Source organism: Pseudomonas sp. zfem002 (assembly GCF_032621685.1).
Classification (GTDB): domain Bacteria; phylum Pseudomonadota; class Gammaproteobacteria; order Pseudomonadales; family Pseudomonadaceae; genus Aquipseudomonas; species Aquipseudomonas japonica.
This window is the reverse complement of sequence record NZ_JAVYJH010000027.1, coordinates 29,168-56,144: the sequence shown is the minus strand read 5'-3', so window position 1 is coordinate 56,144 and position 26,977 is coordinate 29,168. Positions and strand designations below refer to the sequence as shown.

General features: G+C 66.2%; 18 protein-coding genes. 8 read left to right on the top strand and 10 right to left on the bottom strand.

The window, feature by feature from the left end:
- Positions 1 to 61 precede the first annotated feature (61 nt).
- From RTI28_RS25700 to RTI28_RS25675, 6 genes are all read right to left on the bottom strand, one after another.
- On the bottom strand, positions 62 to 2,533 hold the full coding sequence (locus RTI28_RS25700; RefSeq protein ID WP_316923092.1) for a TonB-dependent siderophore receptor: 2,472 nt from the start codon (positions 2,531 to 2,533) through the stop codon (positions 62 to 64).
- A gap of 67 nt (positions 2,534 to 2,600) precedes the next feature.
- Positions 2,601 to 3,590 carry a FecR family protein gene (locus tag RTI28_RS25695; RefSeq protein ID WP_316923091.1) on the bottom strand — a complete coding sequence of 330 codons (990 nt, stop codon included), beginning with the start codon at positions 3,588 to 3,590 and terminating at the stop codon, positions 2,601 to 2,603.
- Positions 3,587 to 4,075, bottom strand: coding sequence for a sigma-70 family RNA polymerase sigma factor (locus tag RTI28_RS25690; protein WP_316923154.1), 489 nt, complete (start codon positions 4,073 to 4,075; stop codon positions 3,587 to 3,589). Before RTI28_RS25690 ends, RTI28_RS25695 begins: the two co-directional genes overlap by 4 nt.
- 139 nt (positions 4,076 to 4,214) lie before the next feature.
- On the bottom strand, positions 4,215 to 6,431 hold the full coding sequence (gene glgB / locus RTI28_RS25685) for a 1,4-alpha-glucan branching protein GlgB (protein ID WP_316923090.1): 2,217 nt from the start codon (positions 6,429 to 6,431) through the stop codon (positions 4,215 to 4,217).
- Positions 6,432 to 9,746, bottom strand: a complete 3,315-nt coding sequence (gene treS / locus RTI28_RS25680; protein ID WP_316923089.1) for a maltose alpha-D-glucosyltransferase — start codon at positions 9,744 to 9,746, stop codon at positions 6,432 to 6,434.
- 14 nt (positions 9,747 to 9,760) lie between these two features.
- Positions 9,761 to 11,785 (bottom strand): alpha-1,4-glucan--maltose-1-phosphate maltosyltransferase, encoded by a 2,025-nt coding sequence (locus tag RTI28_RS25675; protein ID WP_316923088.1) that lies wholly within the window; start codon positions 11,783 to 11,785, stop codon positions 9,761 to 9,763.
- A gap of 135 nt (positions 11,786 to 11,920) precedes the next feature.
- Between RTI28_RS25675 and RTI28_RS25670 the strand changes: the two genes are divergently transcribed.
- Positions 11,921 to 12,088: a hypothetical protein gene (locus RTI28_RS25670; protein ID WP_316923087.1), complete on the top strand. Its 168-nt coding sequence runs from the start codon at positions 11,921 to 11,923 to the stop codon at positions 12,086 to 12,088.
- Positions 12,089 to 12,522: 434 nt separating this feature from the next.
- Here RTI28_RS25670 and RTI28_RS25665 read toward each other — a convergent pair whose 3' ends face one another.
- The gene (locus tag RTI28_RS25665; protein ID WP_316923086.1) at positions 12,523 to 14,196 is read right to left on the bottom strand and encodes an AMP-binding protein; all 1,674 of its coding nucleotides are present in this window, start codon (positions 14,194 to 14,196) and stop codon (positions 12,523 to 12,525) included.
- Between the two features lie 199 nt (positions 14,197 to 14,395).
- Here RTI28_RS25665 and RTI28_RS25660 point away from each other — a divergent pair, with 199 nt between their 5' ends.
- Genes RTI28_RS25660 through RTI28_RS25645 form a run of 4 tightly spaced genes read left to right on the top strand, consistent with a single transcriptional unit; the run spans position 14,396 to position 19,955 of the window.
- Complete coding sequence (locus tag RTI28_RS25660; RefSeq protein WP_316923085.1) at positions 14,396 to 15,559, top strand: isovaleryl-CoA dehydrogenase; 1,164 nt, start codon at positions 14,396 to 14,398, stop codon at positions 15,557 to 15,559.
- Between the two features lie 11 nt (positions 15,560 to 15,570).
- Positions 15,571 to 17,175: a carboxyl transferase domain-containing protein gene (locus RTI28_RS25655; RefSeq protein ID WP_316923084.1), complete on the top strand. Its 1,605-nt coding sequence runs from the start codon at positions 15,571 to 15,573 to the stop codon at positions 17,173 to 17,175.
- 3 nt (positions 17,176 to 17,178) lie between these two features.
- Positions 17,179 to 17,997 (top strand): gamma-carboxygeranoyl-CoA hydratase, encoded by an 819-nt coding sequence (locus tag RTI28_RS25650; RefSeq protein WP_316923083.1) that lies wholly within the window; start codon positions 17,179 to 17,181, stop codon positions 17,995 to 17,997.
- Positions 17,994 to 19,955, top strand: coding sequence for an acetyl/propionyl/methylcrotonyl-CoA carboxylase subunit alpha (locus RTI28_RS25645; protein ID WP_316923082.1), 1,962 nt, complete (start codon positions 17,994 to 17,996; stop codon positions 19,953 to 19,955). Before RTI28_RS25650 ends, RTI28_RS25645 begins: the two co-directional genes overlap by 4 nt.
- Before the next feature lie 162 nt (positions 19,956 to 20,117).
- On the opposite strand, the gene RTI28_RS25640 is transcribed toward RTI28_RS25645, so the two are convergent.
- Positions 20,118 to 20,699 carry a LexA family protein gene (locus RTI28_RS25640; RefSeq protein ID WP_316923081.1) on the bottom strand — a complete coding sequence of 194 codons (582 nt, stop codon included), beginning with the start codon at positions 20,697 to 20,699 and terminating at the stop codon, positions 20,118 to 20,120.
- Between the two features lie 161 nt (positions 20,700 to 20,860).
- Between RTI28_RS25640 and RTI28_RS25635 the strand changes: the two genes are divergently transcribed.
- The 3 genes from RTI28_RS25635 to RTI28_RS25625 all read left to right on the top strand — a co-directional run bounded on the left by RTI28_RS25635 (position 20,861) and on the right by RTI28_RS25625 (position 23,346).
- Positions 20,861 to 21,193, top strand: a complete 333-nt coding sequence (locus RTI28_RS25635) for a hypothetical protein (protein ID WP_316923080.1) — start codon at positions 20,861 to 20,863, stop codon at positions 21,191 to 21,193.
- A 451-nt stretch (positions 21,194 to 21,644) separates the two neighbouring features.
- A complete protein-coding gene (locus RTI28_RS25630; protein ID WP_316923079.1) occupies positions 21,645 to 22,154 on the top strand; it encodes a sigma factor-like helix-turn-helix DNA-binding protein in 510 nt (169 codons plus the stop codon).
- Positions 22,155 to 22,209: 55 nt separating this feature from the next.
- Positions 22,210 to 23,346, top strand: a complete 1,137-nt coding sequence (locus tag RTI28_RS25625; RefSeq protein WP_316923078.1) for a M14-type cytosolic carboxypeptidase — start codon at positions 22,210 to 22,212, stop codon at positions 23,344 to 23,346.
- A gap of 261 nt (positions 23,347 to 23,607) precedes the next feature.
- Here the strand turns inward: RTI28_RS25625 and RTI28_RS25620 are convergent, their stop codons facing one another.
- Both RTI28_RS25620 and RTI28_RS25615 read right to left on the bottom strand, forming a co-directional pair.
- Positions 23,608 to 24,585: a spore coat U domain-containing protein gene (locus RTI28_RS25620; RefSeq protein WP_316923077.1), complete on the bottom strand. Its 978-nt coding sequence runs from the start codon at positions 24,583 to 24,585 to the stop codon at positions 23,608 to 23,610.
- Positions 24,576 to 26,876: a fimbria/pilus outer membrane usher protein gene (locus tag RTI28_RS25615; protein WP_316923153.1), complete on the bottom strand. Its 2,301-nt coding sequence runs from the start codon at positions 26,874 to 26,876 to the stop codon at positions 24,576 to 24,578. Before RTI28_RS25615 ends, RTI28_RS25620 begins: the two co-directional genes overlap by 10 nt.
- Between the last annotated feature and the right edge of the window lie 101 nt (positions 26,877 to 26,977).

Sequence of the window (26,977 nt, the reverse complement as noted above, 5' to 3'; positions counted from 1 at the left end):
GAAACCAGCTGTGACTCCACGTCGATAGAACCCGGCTGCACAATGGCAGCCGGGTTTGCATTCACCACCTGTAAGTCAAATCCGCCGTCACCGTCCGCTCCGTCCCCAGCAGACACCCGACCGTAGCAAAGCACCCCGCCACGTAGTACTTGTCCGTCAGGTTCTTCACGTTCACCTGCGCCTTCAGCCCGTCCAGCTGCGGATCGGCCTTGCCGAAGTCGTAGCTGACCATCGCATCGACCACCGTGTAGTCCGGGACCTTGAAGGTGTTCTGCGCATCGCCGTAGGTGGACCCGGTGTAGCGTACCCCCGCGCCGAAGCCGAGCCCGGCGAGCAGGCCGCCCTGCACGGTGTAGTCGGACCACAGCGACGCCAGGTGCTCGGGGGTGCGTACCGGGGTCTTGCCCTTGTTGCTGATGCCGGCGACGTTGGGATTGTCCTTGCTCACCTCGACCTTGTTCAGGGTCCAGGAGGCGATCACGTTGAGTCCGGCCAGCGGCTTGAGCACGCCTTCCAGCTCCAGTCCGCGCGAGCTCACCTCGCCTTCCTGGACGCTGTAGCTCGGCGCGGAGACATCGGTGGTCAGCACGTTCTGCCGACGCAGGTCGAAGGCCGAGAGGGTCACGTAGTTGTCCGTGCCGGTCGGCTGGTACTTCACACCCACTTCGTACTGCTTGGCCGTTTCCGGCTCGAAGGCCGAGCCGCTGCGGTCGGTGCCGGCGGTCGGGACGAACGACTCGGTGTAGCTGACGTAGGGGAACAGGCCGCTGTCGAACAGGTAGCCCAGACCGACCCGGCCGGTGAAGTCCTCGGCGTCGACCCGCTGCGGGTTGACCGTGGTCCGGCCGTTGGCGGTGCTGAAGGTGCGCGTGTCGGTGTCCTGGCTGGCCCAGTCGTAGCGCCCGCCGAGGGAGGCGACCCAGTTGCCGAGCTTGATCTGGTCCTGCAGGTAGGTCCCCAGTTGCCGGGACTTTTCCGCGACGTCCATCAGGCTGGTGTAGCGCGAGGTATCGATCGTCACGCTGCGATCCGGCGCATAGATATTGATCGCCGGGGCATTGCCGGTCTGCACCGCGTTGCTGCGCCGGCTGTGCTGGTAATCGACGCCGGCCAGCAGGGTATGGCTGAACGGACCGGTGTCGAAGGTGCCGAGCAACTGGTTGTCGAGGGCGAAGTTGTCGTTGCCGTAGTCGCGCAGCTGGTAGTAGCGGTTGATGGTGGTGCTGGCGATCACCCCGCTGTTGCGGAACAGCTGGTCCTCGTAGCCGGTGAAATGGGTGTAGCGCGCGTTCTGGCGCAGACTCCAGTGCTCGTCGAGGGTGTGAGTGAACTCGTAGCCCAGGCTGGTCTGCTCGGATTTCTCGGCATCGAAGCCAGGCTCGTTCAACGAACGGTGACGCGGCACCCGGCCATTGGGGTTGGAACCGTCGAACAGCGAATACGGCAGGTTGCTGGTGAACAGGTTCTTGTTGCGCTGGTACGAGGCGAGCACGGTGAGCGAAGTGTCCTCATCCGGCGCCCAGGTCAGGCTCGGCGCGAGGTAGACCCGGTCATCCTTGATGCCGTCGATGCTGTTGTCGGCATCGCGGCCCAGGCCGACGAAGCGCCAGGCCAGGGTCTTGCGCTCATCCAGCACGTCGCCGACATCGGTATAAGCCTGCAGGCGATCGTTGCTGCCGCCGGAGAAACCCACTTCACGGTGGGCGGCGAAGGTCGGGCGCTTGGACACGAAATTCACCGTGCCGCCAGGCGAGCCCTGGCCATAGAGCACCGAGGCCGGGCCCTTGAGCACTTCGATGCGCTCCATGCCATAGGGCTCCGGCGCGTAGTAGCCGATCTGGTTGTTGCGCAGGCCATCGGTGTAGGCGTTGCTGTTCAGTTGCTGGAAGCCGCGGACCATGATGGTGTTGTCGGTGGGGTTGTTGCCGGCGACGTTGGCATGCACCCCGGCGGTGTAGCCGAGGCTTTCGCTGACGCTCTGCGCGCCCTGGGTGGTCATGCGGTCGCGGGTGATGACGGAGATGCTCTGGGTGGTTTCCAGCAACGCTGTGTCGGTCTTCGTCGCACTGCTGGCGCGGGTCGCCAGGTAGCCCTCCACCGGGCCCCGGGGGTTCTGCTCGGCGCTCATGCCGGTGATGCTGGTGGCGTCCAGCTGCAGCGCGCCCTGCTGCGGCTGCGCCACCAGCACATAGCCGGCGCCGGTCAGGGCGAAGCCGTAGCCGCTGCCGGCGAGCAGGCGCCGCAGGCCGTCCTCCACCGCGTACTGGCCCTGCAGGCCGGCACTGCGCAGGCCCGAGACCAGGCGGCCATCCAGCGCCAGGTCGATACCGGCCTGGGCGGCGAACTGGCTGAGCACGTCGCCCAGCGCACCCGGGGCGATGTCGTACTGCGCGACCGTGGCGGCGGCGTAAGCCTGGCCAGCGATGCCCAGCGGCAGCGCGCAGGCCAGCTGGACGGCCAGGAGCAGCGGTTTGATCCGGGTGCGGATGCGTGGTTGCGGCATGGTGAAGCGTCTCCCTGTGTCGAGTTTCATTCTCATGAACCTCAACGGACCATCGGGAAAAAGGCGAACCGCAAGGTGCGCAGATTTTTCCCTGGTCTCACTCCTCGTGCAGGCTTACCCGGGTCAGCCACGGCGTCAGGCGGCTGACTTCGATCGGCAGGCTGGCCTCCAGCAACTGCAACGCCCGTTGCGGATTGTCCAGCGGCAGCGAGGCGAAGACCTCGATCCGCGCCAGCGCCTCGCGGTCGTAACTGAGCACCCCGGCGTACTGCCGTTCCAGTTGCGCCAGCACCTGGGTCAGCGACAAGCCGCGGGCCACCAGGCGGTGCTGCTGCCAGGCCTGGTCGGTGGCCTGGGCATCGATGGCGTGGGTGCTGTCCAGGCCGTCGCGACGAATCAGCACCTGCTGCCCGGCGCTGACCACCGCCTCGACCGCCGCCTCGCCGGAACGGGCCAGGACCTTCGATTCGAGCATGCTCAGCGCAGTGCCCGCGGCCTGCTTGTCGACCAGGAAACGGGTACCCAGGGCACGAATGCTGCCGTCCGTGGTGACCACCTCGAACGGCCGCTGCGGGTCGGCGGCGACCTCGACACGGATCTCGCCACGCAGCAGGCGCACTTCCCGCCCGCTCGGGGTGAAATGCAGGTCCACCGCGCTGCCGCCGGCCAGGGTCAGGCGGCTGCCATCTTCCAGACGGGTTTCCCGCCACTGCCCGGTGGCGCTGTCGAGATCGGCGAACAGCAAGGCATTCGGGTAGTGCTGCCAGCCCAGCCAACCCGGCACCAACAGCAAAATGCCGATGCCCAGCGCCGCGCCGAAACGCTTGCTGCGCCGGCTGCGCTGACTGAAACGCAGCTCGTCCTCGATCAGGTGGTTCAGGCGCCGCTCGCTGCCCGGTTCCTGGCGCATGCCGCGCAGGCTCGCCAGCATCCGCTCCATGCCCAGCGCCGCCTCGGCGTGGGCCGGGCTGAGGCGCTTCCAGCGCTGGAACTGGCGTTCGGCACGCTCGCGTTCGGCGGGATCATCGGCGCTGAGCTGCACCAGCCACTCGGCGGCCTGGCAGGCCAGGTCATCGGCCTGGCTCATGACGGCTCGCGCAGTTGCTGGCAGTGCAGCAGCACCTGGACCAGGTACTTCTGCACCATGCGCACGCTGATGCCCAGTTGCTCGGCCACCACGGCCTGCGGCTGGCCTTCGAGGTAATGCAGGAGAAACGCCTGGCGCGGCTTGGCGCCGAGGCCGTCGAGCAGATTGCAGATCTGCTCCAGCGCCTCCAGGGTTTCCCAGATCCGCTCGGCCCCGGGCACCCCGGGGTGATCCAGCGCGAGCAGGCCGAGCTGCTGCAGATAGGCCTTTTCCAGACGCTGGCGACGCGCGCGGTCGATCAGCAGATTGCGCGCGGTGGTGGCGATGTAGCCACGGGACTGGCTGGCCTGGAGCAGCGCATCGCGGGACGAGAGGATGCGCAGGAAGGTGTCCTGGGCCAGGTCCGCCGCATTGTGCGCGCAGCCGAGTTTCCTGCGCAGCCAGCCGTACACCCAGGCGTGGTGTTCGCTGTAGACGTCGTGCATCAGCTTGTTGGAATCGGCCACGGTGGCAGGCTCGGGAACGAATGGGACTGGGAATCTATCTCATTTGCGAGCGATTGTGAAAGAAGAGAATAGTGGCACCGCTCGCGCGGTGCCGATGACTAAACGCCCGTAGCCGACCCTAGCTGGCCGGCCGCAGGATCAGCAGCGCCAGTGGCGGCAGGTTCAGGGCCAGCGACAGCGGCTGCCCATGACTGGGCACGGCACTGCCCTCCACCACCCCTTCATTGCCGAAATTCGACCCGGCATAGCGCTGCGAATCGCTGTTGAACACCTCGTCCCAACGCTCGCCGAACGGCACGCCGATCCGGTAGCCCTCGCGCGGCACCGGGGTGAAGTTGGCCACCACCAGCAGCGGTTCGCCGCTGGCGCTCCAGCGCAGCCAGGCGTAGACGCTGTTGTGCGCGTCATCGCCGATCAGCCACTGGAAGCCCTGGGGCTGGCAGTCCTGCTCGTGCAGCGCGCGCTCCTCCCGGTACAGGCGATTGAGGTCGCCGATCAGGCGCTGCACGCCCAGGTGCTCGCCGTACTGCAGCAGGTACCAGTCCAGCTCGCTGTCGTGGTTCCACTCGCGCCACTGGCCGAACTCGCAGCCCATGAACAGCAGCTTCTTGCCCGGATGGCACCACATGAACGCCAGGTAGGCGCGCAGGTTGGCGAATTTCTGCCAGCGATCGCCAGGCATCTTGTCGATCAGCGAGCGCTTGCCGTGGACCACTTCGTCGTGGGAAATCGGCAGGATGAAATGCTCGGAATAGGCATAGATCAGGCCGAAACTCATCTCGTTGTGATGGTGCTGGCGATGGATCGGGTCGTTCTGGATGTAATGCAGGGTGTCGTGCATCCAGCCCATGTTCCATTTGTACGAGAAGCCCAGGCCGCCCTGCTGCACCGGCTGGCTGACCCCCGGCCAGGCGGTGGACTCCTCGGCGATGATCAGCGCCCCCGGCACCTCCACGGCGACCACCTCGTTGAGATGGCGGAGGAAATCGATGGCCTCCAGGTTCTCCCGTCCGCCATGGCGGTTGGGCACCCATTCGCCGGCCTTGCGCGAGTAGTCGCGGTAGAGCATCGAGGCCACCGCATCGACGCGCAGGCCATCGATATGGAACTCGCGCAGCCAGTGCAGCGCCGAGGCCAGCATGAAACCGTGGACCTCGGTGCGGCCGAGGTTGTAGATCAGCGTGTCCCAGTCCTGGTGGAAGCCTTCCAGCGGGTTGTCGTACTCGTACAGCGCGGTGCCGTCGAAGCGGCTCAGGCCGTGGCTGTCGGTGGGGAAATGCGCCGGCACCCAGTCGAGGATCACGCCGATGCGCGCCTGGTGGCAGGCATCGACGAAGGCGGCGAAGTCTTCCGCGCTGCCGTAGCGCGAGGTCGGCGCGAACAGCGACAGCGGCTGGTAGCCCCAGGAGCCGCCGAACGGATGCTCCATGATCGGCATCAGTTCGATATGGGTGAAGCCCAGTTCCCCCACGTAGGGAATCAGCCGTTCGGCCAGCTCGCGCCAGTTGTACAGGCGGCTGACCTCGCCCGTCTCGTCCAGCTCGCACTGCCAGGAGCCGGCATGCAGTTCGTAGATCGACAGCGGCGCGTTGACGCCCTGCCGTTCGCCGCGCTCGCGCAGCCAGTCGTGGTCCTGCCACTGGTGGGCCAGGGGCCCGGCGACCTTCGACGCGGTGCTCGGCGGCAGTTCGCTGGCACGGGCCAGTGGGTCGGCCTTGAGCGGCAGCACGCCATCGTGGCCAAGCACTTCGTACTTGTAGGTTTCGCCCGCGTACAGGCGCGGGACGAACAGCTCCCAGACACCGCTGGCGTGGCGCAGGCGCATGGGATGGCGACGGCCGTCCCAGTTGTTGAAATCGCCCACCACCGACACCCGCCGGGCATTCGGCGCCCACACCGAGAAACGCACCCCGTCGACGCCGTCCACCGTCACCGGCTGGGCGCCGAGACGGTTGGCCAGGTCACGGTGATTGCCCTCGCTGAACAGATAGAGGTCCATCTCGCCCAATTGCGGGCCATAGCTGTAGGGGTCCTCGCTGATCTGCTCGCCGCCGGCCCAGTGGATGCGCCAGCGGTAGGCCCCGACGCCATGCCCAAGGTGCGCGGTGAACAGCCCGGGCACACTGCCCTGCTGCAGCTCGGCGATGATCTCGTCGCTGGCACCGGCCAGCGCCTGGACACTCAGCGCCTCCGGCAGGTAGGCGCGCAGCCAGGTGCCTCCCGCACCATCGGCGTGCGCGCCGAGCACCGCGAACGGATCGACATGCCTGGCGTTGACCAGGTCGTCGATGTCGCCGCGGCCCAGTCCGCCGTATTCCTTCTTGTGCACGCTCATCTACTGCTCTCCCCAGGTACTGATAAGCCCATGCAGACCATGCAAAGGCACGGCCAGCCAGCTTGGACGGTTTTGCGCTTCATAGGCGATCTCGTAGGCCGCCTTCTCCAGGCTGAACAGTTCCAGCGCGGCCTGCTCGCCGCCCTCCTCGCGCCAGGCATGGGGCAGGCTGGCGGTGGCCAGGCCATAGGCCTGGACGAAGGCATGGCGTGACGCATGCAGGTAGCGCCTGGCGACCCGCTGCCGCGCCTGCTGGTTGTCTGCCAGCGCGGCAGCGCCCGCGGCACCGCGCAACGCCATCGCCGCAGCATAGTCGAAGGAGCGCAGCACGCCGCTGACGTCCTTGTACGGGCTGTGCCGGGCACGGCGTTCGTCCAGCGGGCGCGCTGGCTCGCCCTCGAAATCGATCAGGTAGGCATCGCCCTGCACCACCAGCACCTGGCCCAGGTGCAGGTCGCCGTGCACGCGCATCACCAGGCCACCTTCGGCCTGCTGCGCCAGCTGGCCGACCTCGCGCAGCAGGCCCTCGCGCTGCTGTTCGAGGTCGTCGACCAGGGCCTGGCTCTGCCCGTCGAGTTCGTCCCGGTGCTGCACCAGCAGGTCCAGCGCGGTGCGCAACTGCGCGGCGATCTGCTCGCCCCAGCGCTGGCTGTCGCTGCGGTCGCTGGTGCGGGTCTTGAACGCCTCGTCGTCGGTGGGCTGGGCCAGCGCCTGGTGCATTTCGCCGAGGCGCTGGCCGAGCAAGGCGGCGAAGCCGGTGAGGTCGTCCAGGGCATCGGCGACGTGCCCTTCGCTGTGCAGTTGCGGCGGCTCCAGTTCGTCGCGGATGGCCCGTTCGAGGTTGTTCTGGGTCCAGTCCCAGGCGTCGCCCTGGTTGTTCAGGTAGCCCTGGGCGATGGCCAGCAGGTGTGGTTCGCCATGGGCATCGACACGGTTCAGCCAGCCCAGCAGCGGCGAGATATTGGCGAAACCGGCGGCGGTCAGGTAGGCGCCCATTTCCAGTTCCGGGTGGATGCCGCCGTTGACCCGCCGGATCAGCTTGAGCACCAGGCTGCCGCCGACCACCACCGAGCTGTTGGATTGCTCGGCGGAGAGATAGCGCACCTCGGAGGTGTCGCTCAGGTTCAGCTCGGCCAGCTGGGGCGTCGACTCGAAGCGCAGCTCACCGTCGCTGCCCGCCAGCCGGGCGCCCTGCTGGAAGGCCTGGAGCACGGCGTGGACGAAGCTTTCCAGGCTGAAGCCATCGGTGATGAAGCCCACCTGGCGTCCGCGGCGCACGCGCGCCAGTGCCAGTTGCTGGGGCAAGGCGCTGTGGATCTGTTCTTCGCCGACCAGGCCGAACGGCAGGAAATAGCGCCGCTGCTGACCGCCACTGTGCACCTCCAGCTCGCCGAGCAGCACCGGGCTGGTCGGCGTGCCGAAGCGCACGCCATAGGCCAGGTGGACACTGTCGATGGCGCTGTCCTTGCCGGCGAACCAGCGGCGTTTCGGCAGGTACTGCGGCAGGATGGACTGCTCCAGCAGTTGCCGTGCCGGCGCTTCCAGCAGCTCTTCCATGCGTTTCTTCACCACCAGGGTGGTGAACTCCGGCAGCGGCTGCGCGGCCTCGACATGCCAGCTGGGCATCTGGTCCTTCGGCGCGAGGAGGAACCAGTAGAAACCATACGGCGCCAGGGTCAGCAGGAACGGCAGGTGGCCGATCGGCGGGAACGCGCAGCCGCCGAGCATCTCCACCGGCACGCGGTCGATGAACGGCGCCAGGTCCAGCTCCACCGCCTGCGCCGCGCGCGACACGTTGGCCACGCACAGCAGGGTTTCGCTGGTGCCGTCGGGCCCGGTGTATTCGCGCAGATAGGCGAGGATGCGCCGGTTGTTCGGCGTGAGCATCTTCAGCGTGCCGCGCCCGAACGCCTTCTGCTGCTTGCGCACCGCCAGCAGGCGGCGATTCCAGTTCAGCAGCGAGTGCGGGTCTTCGGCCTGGGCCTCGACATTGACCGTCTGGTAGCCGTACTGCGCATCCATGATCGGCGGCAGCACCAGGCGCGCCGGGTCGGCGCGGGAGAAGCCGCCGTTGCGGTCGATCGACCATTGCATCGGCGTGCGCACACCGTCGCGGTCGCCCAGGTAGATGTTGTCGCCCATGCCGATCTCGTCGCCGTAGTACAGGGTCGGCGTGCCGGGCATCGACAGCAGCAGGCTGGTGAGCAGTTCCACACGGCGGCGGTCACGTTGCATCAGCGGCGCCAGGCGGCGGCGGATACCGAGGTTGATCCGCGCGCGGCGATCGGCGGCGTAGTAGTTCCACAGGTAGTCGCGCTCGCGGTCGGTGACCATCTCCAGGGTCAGCTCGTCGTGGTTGCGCAGGAAGATCGCCCACTGGCAGTTGGCCGGGATTTCCGGGGTCTGTCGCAGGATGTCGGTGATCGGGAAGCGGTCTTCCTGGGCCAGGGCCATGTACATGCGCGGCATCAGCGGGAAGTGGAAGGCCATGTGGCACTCGTCGCCATCGCCTTCGCCGAAGTACAGCTGGGTGTCTTCCGGCCACTGGTTGGCCTCGGCCAGGAGCATGCGGTCGGGGTAGTTGGCGTCGATCTCGGCACGGATGCGCTTGAGCACCGCGTGGGTTTCCGGGAGGTTCTCGTTGTTGGTGCCGTCGCGCTCGATCAGGTACGGGATGGCATCCAGGCGCAGGCCATCGACGCCCAGGTCGAGCCAGAAGCGCATGACCCCGAGCACCGCCTTCATCACCTGCGGGTTGTCGAAGTTGAGGTCCGGCTGGTGCGAATAGAAGCGGTGCCAGAAGTACTGGCCGGCCACCGGGTCCCAGGTCCAGTTGGACTTCTCGGTGTCGAGGAAGATGATCCGCGTGCCGTCGTACTTGGTGTCGCTGTCCGACCACACATAGAAATCCCGCGCCGCAGAACCGCGCTTGGCGCGCCGGGCCTTCTGGAACCAGGGGTGCTGGTCGGAGGTGTGGTTGATGACCAGCTCGGTGATCACCCGCAGGTTGCGCTTGTGCGCCTCGGCGATGAAGCGGCGTACGTCGGCCATGCTTCCGTAGTCGCTGTGCACGGCCTTGTAGGCGGCGATATCGTAGCCGTCGTCGCGCCGCGGCGAGGGATAGAACGGCAGCAGCCAGAGGGTGTTGACCCCCAGGTCGGCGATGTAGTCGAGCTTGGCCAGCAGGCCGGGAAAATCACCGATACCGTCGTTGTTGGAATCGAAAAAGGACTTGATGTGGATCTGGTAGATGATCGCGTCCTTGTACCAGAGCGGATCATCGATGAAGGCCGCGGGACGGGTTTTCTTCACCATGCTTGAGTTCCTTTCTAGTGGGCTCTGTCCAGGCGCCAGATGCCGAATGGCAGATGCCAGGGCTCGATGCGCATCCACTGGGTCTTGCCGTACCACGCCCAGCGATGGCCGTTCATCAGGTCTTCGCCACGGGTGACGGCGTTGTCGTCCAGGCCCAGCTCCCAGAGCGGCAGCTCGAAGTGCGCCTCCTGGGCGTTGTGCGGGTCGAGACTGATCGCCACCAGTACGTAGCTGTCGTCCGGGTTGCGCTTGCCGAAATACACGATGTTGTCGTTCCAGCAGTTGTAGAAGCGCACCCCCAGGTGGCTCTGCAGGGCGGGCTGCTGGCGGCGGATACGGTTGAGCTGGGCGATCTCGGCAATGATGTTGCCGGGCTGGGTGAAGTCCCGCGGGCGGATCTGGTATTTCTCCGAGTCCAGGTACTCCTCCTTGCCGGGAATCGGCGCCGACTCGCACAGCTCGAAGCCCGAGTACAGGCCCCAGAGGCCCGAGCCCATGCTGGCCAGCGCGGCGCGGATAAGGAAGCCGGCGCGTCCGGAGTGGTGCAGGAAATACGGGTTGATGTCCGGCGTGTTGACGAAGAAGTTCGGCCGGTAGCACAGCGACCAGGGCGGCTGGTCGAGGCTGGTGAAGTACTCCTGGATTTCCGCCTTGGTGTTGCGCCAGGTGAAGTAGGTGTAGCTCTGCGTGTAGCCGACCTTGCCGAGGCGCGCCATCATCGCCGGCCGGGTGAAGGCCTCGGCAAGGAAGATCACCTCCGGGTGACGGCTGCGGATATCGGCGATCAGCCACTGCCAGAACGGCAGCGGCTTGGTGTGCGGGTTGTCGACGCGAAACTGCCTGACGCCCTCGTCGACCCAGCCCTGCACCACGTCGCGCAGGGTCAGCCACAACGCCGGCACGGCATCGGCGGCGTAGAAGTCGACGTTGACGATATCCTGGTATTTCTTCGGCGGGTTTTCCGCGTAGCGGATGCTGCCGTCCGGCCGCCAGGAGAACCAGCCCGGATGCGCCGTGAGCCAGGGATGATCCTGGGAGCACTGGATGGCGAAATCCAGCGCGATCTCGAGGCCATGCTCGGCGGCGGCGGCGACCAGGCGGCGGAAATCCTCGCGGCTGCCCAATTGCGGGTGGATCGCCTCATGGCCGCCCTCGGCGCTGCCGATCGCGTAGGGGCTGCCCGGGTCGCCCTCCTCCGCGCTCAGCGCATTGTTGCGGCCCTTGCGAAACTGCCGGCCGATGGGGTGGATCGGCGGGAAATAGAGCACGTCGAAGCCCATGTCGCGAATCATCGGCAGGCGCGCATGGACATCGTCGAAGGTGCCGTGGCGCTGGGGATCGTCGGTGATCGAGCGGGGAAACAGCTCGTACCAGCTGGCGAAGGCAGCGCGCTCGCGTTCCACTTCCAGAGGGAATTCCGGGCTGCGGCTGAGGTAGCCGCGGGGGTCGGCCTGGGCCATCAGCGCGCGGGTGTCCGGGGCCAGCAGCAATTCGACCTCGGCCGCGGCGGGCAGCCCCTTGCGCAGGCGCTTGACCAGCGTCGCCAGCTGCTCGCGCAGGGAATTGCCGCTGCGCTCGGCACCGTGCTCCAGGTGCAGGCGGCCTTCTTCCAGCTCCAGCGCGACATCCACGCCGGCGGTGAATTTCTTTTCCAGGTCGTGGCAATAGCTGGCGTAAGCGTCGATCCAGGCCTCGATGAGGAACAGGTGGCGGCCCATCTCGCCGACGGAGAAAGCGGCTTCCCAGCGATCATTGCCGAGCAGGCGCATAGGCTGGCTGTGCCAGAGCCGGCTGCCGGCCTTGCGCCAGTTGAGGGTGACGGCCAGTACGTCATGGCCATCGGCGTAGACCTTGCTGGCGACGGTCACGGTCTTGCCCACTTCGGTCTTCACCGGGTACAGCCCGGCGTCGATCACCGGGGTGGTGTCCTCGATCACCACCCGCGGCAGCAACAATGCCTGGGACAGGCTCAGGGGCTCGTCGGCGGGATTGTCGCCAGCGGCCATGCGCTCGGTTTCGAAAGGCTCGTTGCGGGTCATCGATCATCGCTCCGTTACGACGTGGCGGTAAGGATTGAGAGCAATGGCCGGCGCGGGGGTTCAATAAAAAATGAGCGAAGTCGGGGGAAGGCAGTCCAATCCAGGTGTGTCTTGTTGAACGCGAGGAAAAGCCCGATGAGCATCCCTATCCCGGCGCAAACGCCCGATCCGAATATCGACGACCCGAACCTGCCACCACCGGTGCCCCAGGACGAACCCGAAGGCGTGCCGGTCAAGCCGACGGTACCGCCCACGGTGGGGGATCCGCCGAGCGAGGAGCCGCCGGTGAAAGGTAGAGAGTAGACGGGTTGCGGGAAATCTGGCCTGGGGGGGAGGGATTTCTCCAGACTGGGGGAAGTCGCTGTGGGGGTTTGCCAGCGATAGGCTTGGGAAAATCGCATCAAGGCTGCCAAGTGCTTGCCATGACAAGTGTAGTGCCTGTGAGATCGAGCGCCGCCCGCGCGGCGCATCGCGGATGAATCCGCTCCCACATTTGTTGCAACGTGCCTATGCCTGACAGGCCATGGTTGACCGCCTTTTGTGTTCGACTCGATATCGAGTCGAACCCAACAGCCTCCCCACGATACATCGCCGAAAAAACAAAGGCTGACAACCCAAATCCCACAGGCCATGGCACGTTGCAACAAATGTGGGAGCGGATTTATCCGCGATGCGCCGCGCGGGCGGCGCTCGATCTTCAGAGCGCCACAGGACTCAAGACAGGCGCCTGGGCCGGGTCAACCGCGCTTCAGCTCCTCGATGCTGATCTCGCGCATGCGGAACTTCTGGATCTTGCCGGTCACCGTCATCGGGAACTCCTCGACGAAACGGAAATATCGCGGCGTCTTGAAGTGGGCGATGCGGTTCTTGCACCAGGCCTGCAGTTCTTCCGCCGTCGCGCTGTGGCCCGGGTGGAACTTGACCCAGGCGACGATCTCCTCGCCATAGCGATCACAGGGAATACCGATCACCTGCACATCGGCCACCGCCGGGTGGGTGAAGAAGAACTCTTCCAGCTCGCGCGGATAGATGTTCTCGCCACCGCGAATGATCATGTCCTTGTTGCGCCCGGCAATGCGCACGTAGCCCTGCTCGTCCATGCTCGCCAGGTCGCCGGTGTGCATCCAGCCCGCCGGGTCGATGGCTTCGGCGGTCGCCGCGGGGTTGCCCCAGTAACCGAGCATCACACTGTAGCCACGGGTGCACAGCTCGCCGATCTGCCCGCGCGGCACCACGCAGCCATGCTCGTCGACGATCTTGCTCTCCAGCTGCGGCTGGGTACGGCCGACCGTGGTCACGCGCAGTTCGAGTTCGTCGTCCGGGCCGGTCTGCAGCGACACCGGGCTGGTCTCGGTCATGCCGTAGGCAATCTGCACTTCGCTCATGTGCAGGTCGCTGATGACCCGGCGCATCACTTCGATCGGGCAGGTGGCGCCAGCCATGATCCCGGTGCGCAGGCTGGACAGGTCATAGTCGGCGCGCTGCGGCTGGTCGAGCACGGCAATGAACATGGTCGGCACGCCGTACAGCGCGGTGGCGCGCTCGTCGGCCACGGTCTGCAGGGTCAGCGCCGGGTCGAAGGCATCGTTGGGGTAGATCATGGTGCTGCCGTGGGTAACACAACCGAGGTTGCCCATGACCATGCCGAAGCAGTGGTACAGCGGCACCGGGATCACCATGCGGTCATGCTCGGTCAGGCCCAGGCTTTCGCCGACCATGTAGCCGTTGTTGAGGATGTTGTAGTGGCTGAGGGTGGCGCCCTTGGGGAAGCCGGTGGTGCCGGAGGTGTACTGGATATTCACCGCATCGTCGAACTGCAGGCTTTGCTGACGGGCGTCGAAATCCGCCACGCTGACCCGCTCGGCGTGCTCGGCCAGGCTGCTCCACGGCAGGAAGCCCACCGGCGGTTCGGCGGCCAGGCTGATCACGCCGCGCAGGTCCGGCAGGCGTTCGCTGTTGAACTGGCCTGGCGCCTGGTGCGCCAGCTCCGGCAGCAGTTCGCCGATCATGCCGTGGTAGTCGGAGCTCTTGAACGCGCCAGCGCAGATCAGCCACTGGCAGCCCGACTGCTTCAGGGCATATTCCAGCTCGCTGGTGCGATAGGCCGGGTTGATGTTGACCAGGATGATCCCGGCCTTGGCGCTGGCGAACTGGGCGATGCACCACTGCGCGCAGTTGGGCGACCAGATGCCGAGACGGTCACCGGTCTTCAGGCCCAGGGCCATGAACGCACGCGCATGCAGGTCGACGGCCGCGGCCAGTTCGGCCCAGGTGTAACGCAGTTGCTGATGGCGAACCACCAGCGCCTCGCGTTCGGCAAAGCGCGACACCGTGCGGTCGAACGCCTGACCGATGGTCATGGCCAGCAAGGACTTGTCCTGGCGGCCCTGGGTGTAGCTCGGTTGATTCATGGCGATCCCTAATTTGTGTTTGTTCTTGGGAGCTGATCGGGGCGGAAACTACTCTGGCTTAAATTTACGTTAACGTAAAGGTCAAAGTGATGATTGACAGCGAAGGCCCTCAGGTTTACGTTAACGTAAAGGTGAGATGCCACCCGCGATCGACGCCAGACCGCCCTACCCAAGAACAAACAATAGAAGGTGCCAGAGCATGCTTTATCCCTCCCTGAACTTCGCCCTTGGTGAAACCATCGACATGCTGCGCGAGCAGGTCCAGGCCTTTGCCGCCAGCGAGTTGGCACCCCGCGCTGCCCAGATCGACCACGACAACCTGTTCCCCGCCGACATGTGGCGCAAATTCGGCGACATGGGCCTGCTCGGCGTGACCGTCAGCGAGGAATACGGCGGCGCCGGCCTGGGCTACCTGGCCCACGTGGTGGCCATGGAAGAAATCAGCCGTGCCTCGGCCTCGGTCGCCCTCTCCTACGGCGCCCACTCCAACCTCTGCGTCAACCAGATCAACCGCAACGGCACCCACGAGCAGAAACTCAAGTACCTGCCCAAGCTGATCAGCGGCGAGCATGTCGGCGCCCTGGCCATGAGCGAGCCCAACGCCGGTTCCGACGTGGTGTCGATGAAACTGCGCGCCGAACAGCGCGGCGACCGCTTCGTCCTCAACGGCAGCAAGACCTGGATCACCAACGGTCCCGACGCCAGCACCTACGTGATCTACGCCAAGACCGACCTGGACAAGGGCCCGCACGGCATCACCGCATTCATCGTCGAGCGTGACTGGAAAGGCTTCAGCCGCAGCAACAAGTTCGACAAGCTGGGCATGCGCGGCTCCAACACCTGCGAACTGTTCTTCGACGACGTCGAGGTGCCGCAAGAGAACATCCTCGGCAAGCTCAACGGCGGCGTGAAGGTCCTGATGAGCGGCCTGGACTACGAGCGCGTGGTCCTCGCCGGCGGCCCGACCGGCATCATGCAGTCGTGCATGGACCTGGTGGTGCCTTATATCCACGACCGCAAGCAGTTCGGCCAGAGCATCGGCGAGTTCCAGCTGATCCAGGGCAAGATCGCCGACATGTACACCCAGCTCAACGCCAGCCGCGCCTACCTGTACGCCGTGGCCCAGGCCTGCGACCGCAGCGAAACCACGCGCAAGGACGCCGCCGGGGTGATCCTCTACACCGCCGAGCGCGCCACCCAGATGGCCCTGGAAGCGATCCAGATCCTGGGCGGCAATGGCTACATCAACGAGTTCCCGGCGGGACGCCTGCTGCGTGACGCCAAGCTCTACGAGATCGGTGCCGGCACCAGCGAGATCCGCCGCATGCTGATCGGCCGCGAACTGTTCAACGAGACGCGCTGAGGGGCTCCACGATGATTCTGAAATCCCAGTTGAACACCCGCACGCCGGACTTCGCGCAGAACAGCGCGACGATGCTGGAACAGGTCGGCGCCCTGCGCAACCTGCTCGCCCAGGTCCAGCAAGGCGGTGGCCTGAAGGCCCAGGAGCGGCACACCTCGCGTGGCAAGCTGCTGCCGCGCGACCGCATCGACCGCCTGCTCGATCCGGGCTCGCCGTTCCTTGAAATCGGCCAACTGGCCGCCCACGAGGTGTATGGCGAAGACGTGCCCGCCGCCGGCGTGATCGCCGGTATCGGCCGTGTGGAAGGCGTCGAGTGCATGATCGTGGCCAACGACGCCACGGTGAAAGGCGGCTCCTACTATCCGCTGACCGTGAAGAAGCACCTGCGCGCCCAGGCCATCGCCCAGCAGAACCGCCTGCCCTGCCTGTACCTGGTGGACTCCGGCGGGGCCAACCTGCCGCGCCAGGACGAGGTGTTCCCGGACCGCGAGCACTTCGGCCGGATCTTCTTCAACCAGGCCAACATGAGCGCCCAGGGCATCCCGCAGATCGCCGTGGTCATGGGTTCGTGCACCGCGGGCGGCGCCTACGTGCCGGCGATGTCCGACGAAACCATCATGGTGCGCCAGCAGGCCACCATCTTCCTCGCCGGCCCGCCGCTGGTGAAGGCGGCCACCGGTGAGGTGGTCAGCGCCGAAGACCTCGGTGGCGCCGACGTGCACTGCAAGACCAGCGGTGTCGCCGACCACTACGCCGACAACGACGAGCATGCCCTGGCCATCGCCCGCCGCTGCGTGGCCAACCTCAACTGGCACAAGCAGGGCGAACTGCAGCAGTGTGCGCCGATCGCCCCGCTGTACGCCGCCGACGAGCTGTACGGGGTGGTCCCGGCCGACGCCAAGCAGCCGTTCGACGTGCGCGAGATCATCGCCCGCCTGGTCGACGGCTCGCAGTTCGACGAGTTCAAGGCGCTGTTCGGCACCACCCTGGTGTGCGGCTTCGCCCACCTGCATGGCTACCCGATCGCGATCATCGCCAACAACGGGATCCTCTTCGCCGAAGCCGCGCAGAAGGGCGCGCACTTCATCGAACTGGCCTGCCAGCGCGGCATCCCGCTGCTGTTCCTGCAGAACATCACCGGCTTCATGGTCGGGCAGAAATACGAAGCCGGCGGCATCGCCAAGCACGGCGCCAAGCTGGTCACCGCGGTGGCCTGCGCGAAAGTGCCGAAGTTCACCGTGATCATCGGCGGCAGCTTCGGCGCCGGCAACTACGGCATGTGCGGCCGCGCCTACGACCCGCGCTTCCTGTGGATGTGGCCGAACGCGCGGATCGGCGTGATGGGTGCCGAACAGGCCGCTGGCGTGCTGGCCCAGGTCAAGCGCGAGCAGAGCGAGCGCAGCGGCCATCCGTTCAGCGCCGAGGACGAGGCGAAGCTGAAACAGCCGATCCTCGACCAGTACGAGCATCAGGGCCACCCCTACTACTCCAGCGCCCGCCTGTGGGACGACGGCGTCATCGACCCGGCGCAGACCCGCGAGGTTCTTGGCCTGGCCCTGTCCGCTGCCCTCAACGCGCCGATCGAAGCCACCCGCTTCGGCATTTTCCGGATGTGACCGATGACCGACTTCAGCACAATCGAACTGATCAAGGATCCCCGCGGCTTCGCCACCCTGTGGCTGAGCCGCGCGGACAAGAACAATGCGTTCAACGCGCAGATGATCCGCGAGCTGATCGCCGCCATCGATGAGCTGGCCACCGACGCCGGTCTGCGCTTCGTCGTCCTGCGCGGTCGCGGCCGGCACTTCAGCGCCGGCGCCGACCTGGCCTGGATGCAGCAGAGCGCGGAACTGGACTACCAGCGCAACCTCGACGACGCCCGCGAGCTGGCCGAACTGATGTACAACCTCGGCCGCCTCAAGCTGCCGACCCTGGCCGTGGTCCAGGGCGCGGCCTTCGGCGGTGCCCTGGGCCTGGTCAGCTGCTGCGACATGGCCATCGGCGCCGACGATGCACAACTGTGCCTCTCGGAAGTGCGCATCGGCCTGGCCCCGGCGGTGATCAGCCCGTTCGTGGTCCAGGCCATGGGCGAGCGCGCCGCGCGTCGCTATGCCCTGACCGCCGAGCGTTTCAGCGGCGCCCGGGCGCGCGAGCTGGGCCTGCTCTCGGAAAGCTACCCGGCGGCGGAACTGGAAGAACGCCTCGAAGACTGGATCGCCAACCTGCTGCTGAACAGCCCGCAGGCCATGCGCGCCAGCAAGGAGCTGCTGCGCGAAGTCGGCCCGGGTGAACTGACCCCGGCCCTGCGTCGCTACTGCGAGAACGCCATCGCCCGGATCCGCGTCAGTGCGGAAGGCCAGGAGGGCCTGCGCGCCTTCCTGGAAAAACGTCCACCGGCCTGGCAGGCCGAACCATCCGCCAAGGAGCCCCGCCCATGAGCCGTCCCGAGCTGACCACCCTGCTGGTCGCCAACCGTGGCGAGATCGCCTGTCGGGTGATGCGCACCGCCAAATCCCTCGGCCTCACCACCGTTGCCGTGCACAGCGCGGTCGACCGTGAAGCGCGGCACAGCCGCGAGGCCGATATCCGTGTCGACCTCGGCGGCGCCAAGCCGGCGGAGAGCTACCTGGTCATCGCCAAGCTGATCGCCGCGGCAAAAGCCAGCGGCGCCCAGGCGATCCATCCCGGCTACGGCTTCCTCTCGGAGAACGCCGGCTTCGCCCGCGCCATCGAAGAGGCCGGGCTGATCTTCCTCGGCCCACCGGCCAGCGCCATCGACGCCATGGGCAGCAAGTCGGCGGCCAAGGCCCTGATGGAAACCGCCGGCGTGCCGCTGGTGCCCGGCTACCACGGCGAGGCCCAGGACCTGGAAACCTTCCGCGCCGCCGCCGAGAAGATCGGCTACCCGGTGCTGCTCAAGGCCACCGCCGGTGGTGGCGGCAAGGGCATGAAGGTGGTCGAGCAGGAAAGCCAGCTGGCCGAAGCCCTGGCCTCGGCGCAGCGTGAAGCGCAATCGTCGTTCGGCGATCCGCGGATGCTGGTGGAAAAATACGTGCTCAAGCCGCGCCACGTGGAGATCCAGGTGTTCGCCGACCAGCACGGCAACTGCCTGTACCTCAACGAGCGCGACTGCTCGATCCAGCGTCGTCACCAGAAAGTGGTGGAAGAAGCCCCGGCCCCGGGCCTCAGCGTCGAACTGCGCCGGGCCATGGGTGAAGCCGCGGTGCGCGCCGCGCAGGCCATCGGCTATGTCGGCGCCGGCACCGTGGAGTTCCTGCTGGATGCCCGTGGCGAGTTCTTCTTCATGGAGATGAACACCCGCCTGCAGGTGGAGCACCCGGTCACCGAAGCCATCACCGGCCTCGACCTGGTGGCCTGGCAGATCCGCGTGGCCCGTGGCGAAGCGCTGCCGATCACCCAGGAGCAGGTACCGCTCAATGGCCACGCCATCGAGGTACGCCTGTACGCCGAGGATCCGGCCAATGACTTCCTGCCGGCCACCGGCAGGCTGGCGCTGTACCGCGAAAGCGCGGCCGGCGACGGGCGTCGGGTGGACAGCGGGGTCGCCGAGGGCGACGACGTCTCGCCGTTCTACGACCCGATGCTGGGCAAGCTGATCGCCTGGGGCGAAGACCGCGAACAGGCGCGTCTGCGCCTGCTGGCCATGCTCGACGAGTTCGCCATCGGCGGGGTGAAGAGCAACATCGCCTTCCTGCGGCGGATCCTCGCGCACCCGGCCTTCGCTGCCGCGGAGCTGGATACCGGCTTCATCCCGCGTTACCACGACGACCTGCTGCCGGCACCGCGCGCCCTGCCCGCCGACTTCTGGCAGGCCGCCGCGCAAGCCTGGGTACAAGGCCTGCCGGCAACCCGGCGCCAGGACGACGCGCATTCGCCATGGGCTTCGCGCCAGGGCTTCCGCGCCGGCATCCCCGCGCATGTCAGCCTGCACCTGAGCTGCAATGGCGAGCAGCAGGCGCTGGGCCTGGATCGCACGGCGGCTTCGAGCTTCATCCTCGACGGCGAGCAACTGCGCGTGGATGACGGCGGCCTGCGTCGCCAGCACCTGGCGATCCGTCGCGGCGACACCCTGTACCTGCGCTGGGATGGCGAACTGCAGGCGATCACCGCCTACGACCCGATCGCCGAAGCCGAGGCCAGCCATGGCCACCAGGGCGGTCTCACCGCACCGATGAACGGCAGCATCGTCCGGGTACTGGTGGAGCCGGGCCAGGTAGTGGAAGCCGGCACCCAACTGGTGGTGCTGGAAGCCATGAAGATGGAGCACAGCATCCGCGCCCCGCATGCCGGGACCGTGACCGCGCTGTATTGCCAGGAAGGCGAGATGGTCAGTGAAGGCAGCGTGCTGGTAGCGCTGGAGGAAAACGCGGGCTGATTTGCCCGCGAATGGACCCTGTAGGAGCTGGCTTGCCTGCGAAGGACCGCGCAGCGGTCCCTGACAACTGTCAGGACTGCTTCGCGGTCCTTCGCAGTGGTTCGTCACACGACGAACCAGCGCCTACAGGGTTCCCATCACGTCAACAGCCATTGCGGGGTTTCAGAAGCGGATCCCTGCCTGAATCGCCACCCCGAGCAATTCGCAATCCTCACCGCACAGGGTGATCGGATAGCTCGGATTGAGCGGCTTGAGAAAACGCTGGCCGCCCTCCACCACCAGTTGGCGCAGCAATCCCAGGCTGTTGCCCGGCACCCGCGCAATCACCAGGCGCCCCACCTGCACCTCGACCCCGGTATCCACCAGCACCAGCATCCCCGCGGAGATGCTCAGGCCGGTCGGCGCGGTCATCGCATCGCCTTCGACGCGCAACCAGAACGCCGTGCCCAGCGCCTTGTAGTCGGTGATCTCTTGCGCGCCCGGAGCGTCCTCGGCGATCGCGGCCAGGCGCTGCCAGTCCGACAGCGGGTAGCGAAAGGTGGTGGGCAGGCCGTAATTGGCCGGTTCCTCGGCGAGCATGGAGGTCGCGGTCATCTGCATGTGCGGCAATTCGATGGCGACCAGAATCTGGTTCATGCGCTTGAGGGTGAGCTCACGCTCGCCGCGCAACCAGAGGCCGACGGCACCCTGGGTGACCCCTACCCGCTCGGCGAGCTTTTCCTGCGTGAGCTTGAGTTCACGCATCCGTTTCTTGATTAGTGCGATCCATTTTTCCATCGCAGGCACGATACGGACTGCCTATTCTCGCTCAATACATAAATTGTAGTATTTAAGATCCCGATAAAAATACTCTGGGTACTATATTTCCCCGGTATCCCTTCAATTCTTCAAGGAAGACCGTATAGATGAGCGCGCCCACCTTCAGCCAACTGGACAACGATGCCGCCCGCCGTGCCCTGGACTACTATTTCAACCCCGCGCCCGAGGCCTCGCCGGTACAGCAGGACATGCAACTGGTGGTCGCCCGCCCCGGGCTGTCCGCGGAGGCAGCCTTCGAGCAGGCCACCTGGCTGCTGCGCCACGCCTCCTGCACCGCCTGGGAAGGCGCCCAGCAGCTGCGCGACAAGGCCCAGGACCAGGCGCTGCTGATCATGCACCTGATCAATCTGGCCCGCGCGCTGATCGAGCACAGCCAGGGGCAGACGGCCAGCGAGCCGGAGGATCCGCTTGAGGAATAACGCAGGGAGGGGCGAAAAGGAGGAATAACACAGCCTGAAAGGCCCGAAATAGCTGGGTTCCAGGGATAGCGAGGAAGAATTTTCGTAAAATTACCGAAAATTCATTTGACTTGAAAATGAGAACGATTATTATTGGACGCAACTGGTCGCGAGACTGGTTGGATAACCTGGAGCCCTTAGGTCGGACTCTCAGATTATCTCCTCATCAGGCTAATCACGGTTTTTGACCCGGCTTTTTGCCGGGTCTTTTTTTTGGCTCTTCAGGCTAATGAAGGCGGTGTGTTACTTGATGTGGCGATGATAGCAAAGGACTATCGCCGCCGTAACCCCGTAACAAAGCTTTGCTGAAAATAGCACTTGAGAATCAATCTCGTTACGATTAAGCTCGGCAACGCATCAGGGAAGATGCCCCCTACCCCCCGCCTCCGTTTCCCCGCAAGGAGCTGGAACCATGACCCGTCTGCTGCTGCCTCTGGATCACCACGCCGATAGCGCCGACTGCGCGGAAGCGGTCTTGCTGCAACGCCTGAAGAAGCTGCCACGCCGGGTACAGCAGGTGTTCCTGCTGAACCGCCTCGATCAACTCTCCTACGCCGCCATCGCCCAGCGCCTGGACCTGCCCGACAGCAATGTCGAGCACCACATGAACCAGGTCCTGCAATACACCCTGCCCGGGCCCGACGCGCTCGCCCGTGTCGCCGGCCAGTGGTACGTGCGCCTGCAGAGCCCGCAGGTCACCGCCAGCGAACGCATCGACTTCCGCCGCTGGCTGGACTCGGCGCCCGAGCACCCGGTGGCCTTCCATGCCACCGAACTGCGCTGGCGCGCCCTGCTCGTCCCGGCGCGCCAATTGGGCGAAAGCCGCTGGTACCGGCAAGGCCGCGCGGCGTTCTCCCTGGGTGGCTGCAGCGTGGCCATGGGCCTGGGTCTGGCGGCATTGCTGGTACTGGGTTTCTGGTAACCCGCCAGGTTGTGTAGAGTGACCGGCTACAAGAACTCTACACAGGAACCTGGCAATGACCGCATTGAGCATCGACTGCGACTTCGACTCCGGCAATATCCTGGTGCGGGATGCCAGCCATCCCACGCAGGTTCGCCTGGCGATCCGTAACGACACCCACAGCGGGCATTTCCAGTGGTTCCACTTCAAGGCCAGCGGCCTGACCCCGGGACAGACCCACGCCTTCATCCTGGAGAACGCTGGCGAGTCCTCCTACAACAAGGCCTGGGACGGCTATCAGGCGGTTGCCTCCTACGACCAGCAGAACTGGTTCCGCGTCCCCTCGCATTTCGACGGCAAGGCCCTGCACTTCAGCCTCCAGGCCCGTGAAGCGCAGGCCTGGTTCGCCTACTTCGAACCCTATTCCCGTGCCCGCCACAACCAGCTGATCGAACGTGCCCGGCAGTTGCCCGGGGTCAGCCTGCTGGCCACCGGGCGCAGCGTCGAGGGCCGCGACATTCCCCTGCTGCGGGTCGGCGATGGTGCCGCGGGCAAGCGCAAGGTGTGGATCATCGCCCAGCAGCATCCGGGCGAGCACATGGCCGAGTGGTTCATGGAAGGCGTGATCGACCGCGTCGCACAGAACGACGCCACCCTCCAGCGTCTGCTGGCGGCCGCCGACCTGTACCTGATCGCCAACATGAACCCCGATGGCGCCTTCCGCGGCCACCTGCGCACCAACGCCCGCGGCCACGACCTCAATCGCGCCTGGCAGAACGCCAGTGCCGACCAGACCCCGGAGGTGCTGTTCGCCCAGCAGCAGATGAAGCTGTATGGCGTCGACCTGTTCCTCGATGCCCACGGCGACGAGGAGATCCCCCATGTGTTCACCGCCGCGTGCGAGGGCAACCCTGGCTACAGCCCACGCATTGCCGCCCTGGAAGAACGCTTCCGCAAGACCCTGTGCGGCCTCACCCGCGACTTCCAGGACGTCCACGGCTACCCGCGCAATGCTCCTGGCGACGCCAACCTGACCCTGGCCTGCAATGCCGTCGGCCAGGCCCATGACTGCCTGTCGCTGACCCTGGAGATGCCCTTCAAGGACCACAACGATGCCCCGGACGCAGTCACCGGCTGGTCCGGCAAGCGCTCGAAGGCCCTGGCCTCGTCGGTGCTGGATGCCATTGGCCAGATGGTTCACGAATTGCGCTGACGCAGTCAGGCACTCCCCTCGTAGGAGCGTGGCTTGCCCGCGAAAGGACCGCGCCAGCGGTCCCAGACCTCACTGCCATCGGGACCGCTGGCGCGGGGCAAGCCGCGCTCCTACGAAGGCAACAGCCCTCAGAACGCCACAGTCGTCGGCCAGATGGTCCGCGAACTGCGCTGACTCAGTCAGACACTCCCCTCGTAGGAGCGTGGCTTGCCCGCGAAAGGACCGCGTCAGCGGTCCCAGACCTCAGCCCCCCACAAGCCCTCAGAACGCCACATCAAGAATCACACTGTCCTGATACGCACCGGCCGGCGGCGTGGCCTGGTCGGTGTAGACCCTGGCGTTGTAGTTGAACACCTGGCTGCCGGTCCCGGTGCCATTGCCCGGGTTGATGTCGGCATCGCTGCTGGCGCGCCGGGCGCTGGTCACCGAGCCCCAGCGCACGCTGCCGGCGCTCTTGAAGATGTCGTAGGCCAGATAGTTGCTGGCCGTGGTCGACTTCATTCGCCGCCGCCCGCCCGAGACGTACAAGCCATCGTTCAAACCCACGGTGTAGGCACTGCCCTTGGTGCAGGACAGGCTGACGCTCTGGCTCACCGTGGAGAAACCGCCGACCACCGGCGCCGTGCCGAAGTTGATGGTCGGCGTGGTGATCTGGCAGTCGGCGGTCACCGTCAGGCTGACGCTCATGCTGGTGGTCCCGCTGGTGGTCTGCCGGCCCAGGCACAGGCCGCCGACACCGATGCCGTAGCAATAGTCCCAGTCCCAGAACACGGTGAACGTTTCCGTGTAGGTGCCAGCGGCGACGTTGCTCCCGGTGAGGGTCTTCAGATACAGCGGCACGGTGCTGGGCACGATGCTGCCAAGCAGGCCCAGGGCTTCGAGAATGCCATGGCGGGCGAAGTCGAAGGGCTGGCCACGGGTGATCGGGTAGGCCGTGGTGTTGTCCGCATAGAGGGTGTACTTGATCACGTCGCCGGTCGGGCCGACCATGCCGGTGGTGCCGCCCTGCGGCGTCAGGGTCAGCTTGAAGAAGTCGTCCGAACGCAACAGGCTGACCAGCGCTCCGCTGCAGCGCAGCCCGGCGTTGGTCGTCGAGGTGGACTGCTGCGTGGTGTTGACCAGCGTCGACGCGACACTGCCAAAGGCCGCACTGGTCGCCTGCACCACCGCGCATTGCGCCCGCGCCTGCGTCGCCAGCAGGCACAGGAGCAGCAGCGCCAGGCCGCGTATCACCGGCACACCAGCGGGCCGATCAGCGGCACGTCGTCATGCCCGCCGGCGAGGCTGAATTGCGCCTGGCAGGTGCCGCCCCCGGCCAACTGGACCCGCAGGGTGTTCTGCTCGGCGAGGTTCTCCAGATACACCAACCCGTCCCAGCCCACCACCGCCAGCGAACCGCTCTGCTGGTGAGTGACCTGGCTGCCCAGGGGCAGGTCGCGGTGCTCGCTGTCCACCAGCTCGACGCTGGCCGCCAGCACCCGGTTCAGCGGGAAGTTCAGCAGGTAGCCGGCGCCGCGGCGCACCGCCACGCGCTGTTCGACGTCCTCGGCACGAACGTTGGCCGGCAACTCCAGCGGGTCGATCTCGTACTTGCCGCGATAGTAGGCGCTGCTCCACGGCACCAGCAACTGGCCCTTGCCGTTGGTGCGCCCCACGGTCTGGTTCTCGTAGCGCACCGGGATGTCGGCGAAGCCGTTGGTGCTGACCACGACGAAGGCGTCATCGATGCGGTTGGCGGCGAACAGCCCGTTGTCCATCCACACCACCGAGCCGCTGGCGTCGGCCCAGCGCGTCATGCCGTCGCTGTTGCCGTAGGTGCCGGCCTGCAGTTGCACCGACTGCAGGCGCCAGGTCAGGTCGGCCTGGCGGTAGGCCTGCTGGTCGCCACCGGCATAGCCGATATTGAAGCCGACCCCGCCGGCGCTGGGCACGCCACGGCTGTAGTTGACCCGCTGCACGCTCTCGCCGCTCTGGTTGCGCTCGGCGCTGAAACTGAGGGTGCCGTACAAGTCGAAGGGAATCACTAGTTGCGCCTGGGTCGCCCATTGCCCGCCACCCACCTCGCGGTTGGCCGACAGGTACAGGCTGGCGCTGCCCCACAGCGACTTGCTCCAGCTCAGGTTGACCAGGCGCGTGCGCGAACTGTCGGCGGCGCGTACATCGAAATAGCCGGCGCCGAGGCTGCCGTAGCGGTCCAGGTTGAGACTCAGGGTGACCTGCTCGCTGCGCTGGCTGAGGCGGCTGTAGGGGCTGTCCAGCAGCGAGGCGTCGGCGTAGTCGCCGAAGCGCTCCAGGCGCTGGTAGCTGAAACCGATGCGCTGGCTGTTGTACTGGTAGCCGAGGCTCAGTTGCCGGCCACCGCGGCTTTCGAAGCTGCTGTGGCTCAAGGCCGCGTTGACCACCCCGAAATTGCCCAGCAGCAGGTTGCCGCCCAGGCCGCCGAGCAGCAGGGACTCGCCCGCCTCGGCATGGCTTTCCAGGGTGAAGCTGTCGCTCACGCCATAGCGCAGGCTGGCCGAGGTCAGCGCCGAGCCATAGGAGAAATCGCTGATCCCGTAGTTGCGCCGCAGCTTGCCGGCGGCCACCGAGAAGTCGCTCAGGCCCTTCTGCAACAATGTGCTGGTGACATAGAACGGCAAGGTGGTGGACACCTGGCGGCCAAGGGCATCGGTGGTCACCACCACCGCCTCGCCGGCACCGTTGATGTACGGCACGTTGGTCAGGGTATAGGGCCCGGGCTGCAGGTCGGCGCTGGCGCTCTTGTAGCCGTTGATGAACAGGTCCAGCGACGACGGCACCGCCGCCTCCCCGGCGAACGCCGGCAAGGGATAGGTGACCAGGTCCGGGCGCACCGAGAAATCCCGCGACAGCTGTACCCCGCCCAGGCGCACCGAACTGCTCCAGGGCAGCGAGCCGCTGACCACGTCGCCGGCTTCGAAGGTCAGCAGGCGCTCCTCGTCGGTGTAGCGAAAGGTCGTGTCGTAGCGCAGGAAACCGCGCTGGCTGTCGTCGAAGCGCTCGCCGCTGATCTGCTGGCGCCATTGCCCGGTGGTGGAGAACGTGCCCCAGCTGTCGAACAGGCGAAATTCGTTCCACGCTGACAGGCTGGTGCCGACGTCGTCGGTATCGTTGAGGTACAGGTCGTAGTTGAACAGCGCGCCGAAGCTGCTGCGCGCTTCGCTGCGCGGGTACAGCGAGCGCCCGCCGATCCGCTGGTTCGGCAGCCAGCCTAGCGGCACCTCGAGGAGCAGGCGCTGGGCCTGGCTGTCGTAGTCGCTGTGCAGCCCGGCGATGCTGTCCAGCGCCACCTCCTCCGGCACCGGCACGGGAAACTGGATGCCGGCGGCACGCAGGTCGCTGGCGGCCACGTACAAATGGCCGGAGCGCTGCTGCACGGGCACCACGTTACCGCTGCTCATCTGGTTGACCACCAGTTCCAGATACAACTGCGCATCGCTGATCGCCTCCTGACCGCTGGGTGGCGGCGGTAGTTCGCCAGCCAGCAACGGCGCCATCGCGATTACCGTCATGCCACTCGCCAGCGCCAGACGACGGGTACTGGCCAGAAATCCCTTCACGCACTGTTCCCACCCTTGACGGGGCTACTCCGGCCCCTGGTCCCTGATCTATC

Excerpts from the sequence above, each read along its gene's own strand:
- RTI28_RS25665 (WP_316923086.1), bottom strand. The coding sequence starts at position 14,196 with ATGAATCAACCGAGCTACACCCAGGGCCGCCAGGACAAGTCCTTGCTG.
- glgB (WP_316923090.1), bottom strand. The coding sequence starts at position 6,431 with ATGAGCGTGCACAAGAAGGAATACGGCGGACTGGGCCGCGGCGACATC.
- RTI28_RS25650 (WP_316923083.1), top strand. The coding sequence starts at position 17,179 with ATGACCGACTTCAGCACAATCGAACTGATCAAGGATCCCCGCGGCTTC.
- treS (WP_316923089.1), bottom strand. The coding sequence starts at position 9,746 with ATGGTGAAGAAAACCCGTCCCGCGGCCTTCATCGATGATCCGCTCTGG.
- RTI28_RS25615 (WP_316923153.1), bottom strand. The coding sequence starts at position 26,876 with ATGACGGTAATCGCGATGGCGCCGTTGCTGGCTGGCGAACTACCGCCG.
- RTI28_RS25695 (WP_316923091.1), bottom strand. The coding sequence starts at position 3,590 with ATGAGCCAGGCCGATGACCTGGCCTGCCAGGCCGCCGAGTGGCTGGTG.
- RTI28_RS25640 (WP_316923081.1), bottom strand. The coding sequence starts at position 20,699 with ATGCGTGAACTCAAGCTCACGCAGGAAAAGCTCGCCGAGCGGGTAGGG.
- RTI28_RS25675 (WP_316923088.1), bottom strand. The coding sequence starts at position 11,785 with ATGACCCGCAACGAGCCTTTCGAAACCGAGCGCATGGCCGCTGGCGAC.
- RTI28_RS25630 (WP_316923079.1), top strand. The coding sequence starts at position 21,645 with ATGACCCGTCTGCTGCTGCCTCTGGATCACCACGCCGATAGCGCCGAC.
- RTI28_RS25670 (WP_316923087.1), top strand. The coding sequence starts at position 11,921 with ATGAGCATCCCTATCCCGGCGCAAACGCCCGATCCGAATATCGACGAC.
- RTI28_RS25700 (WP_316923092.1), bottom strand. The coding sequence starts at position 2,533 with ATGAAACTCGACACAGGGAGACGCTTCACCATGCCGCAACCACGCATC.
- RTI28_RS25645 (WP_316923082.1), top strand. The coding sequence starts at position 17,994 with ATGAGCCGTCCCGAGCTGACCACCCTGCTGGTCGCCAACCGTGGCGAG.
- RTI28_RS25635 (WP_316923080.1), top strand. The coding sequence starts at position 20,861 with ATGAGCGCGCCCACCTTCAGCCAACTGGACAACGATGCCGCCCGCCGT.
- RTI28_RS25625 (WP_316923078.1), top strand. The coding sequence starts at position 22,210 with ATGACCGCATTGAGCATCGACTGCGACTTCGACTCCGGCAATATCCTG.
- RTI28_RS25690 (WP_316923154.1), bottom strand. The coding sequence starts at position 4,075 with ATGCACGACGTCTACAGCGAACACCACGCCTGGGTGTACGGCTGGCTG.
- RTI28_RS25655 (WP_316923084.1), top strand. The coding sequence starts at position 15,571 with ATGATTCTGAAATCCCAGTTGAACACCCGCACGCCGGACTTCGCGCAG.
- RTI28_RS25660 (WP_316923085.1), top strand. The coding sequence starts at position 14,396 with ATGCTTTATCCCTCCCTGAACTTCGCCCTTGGTGAAACCATCGACATG.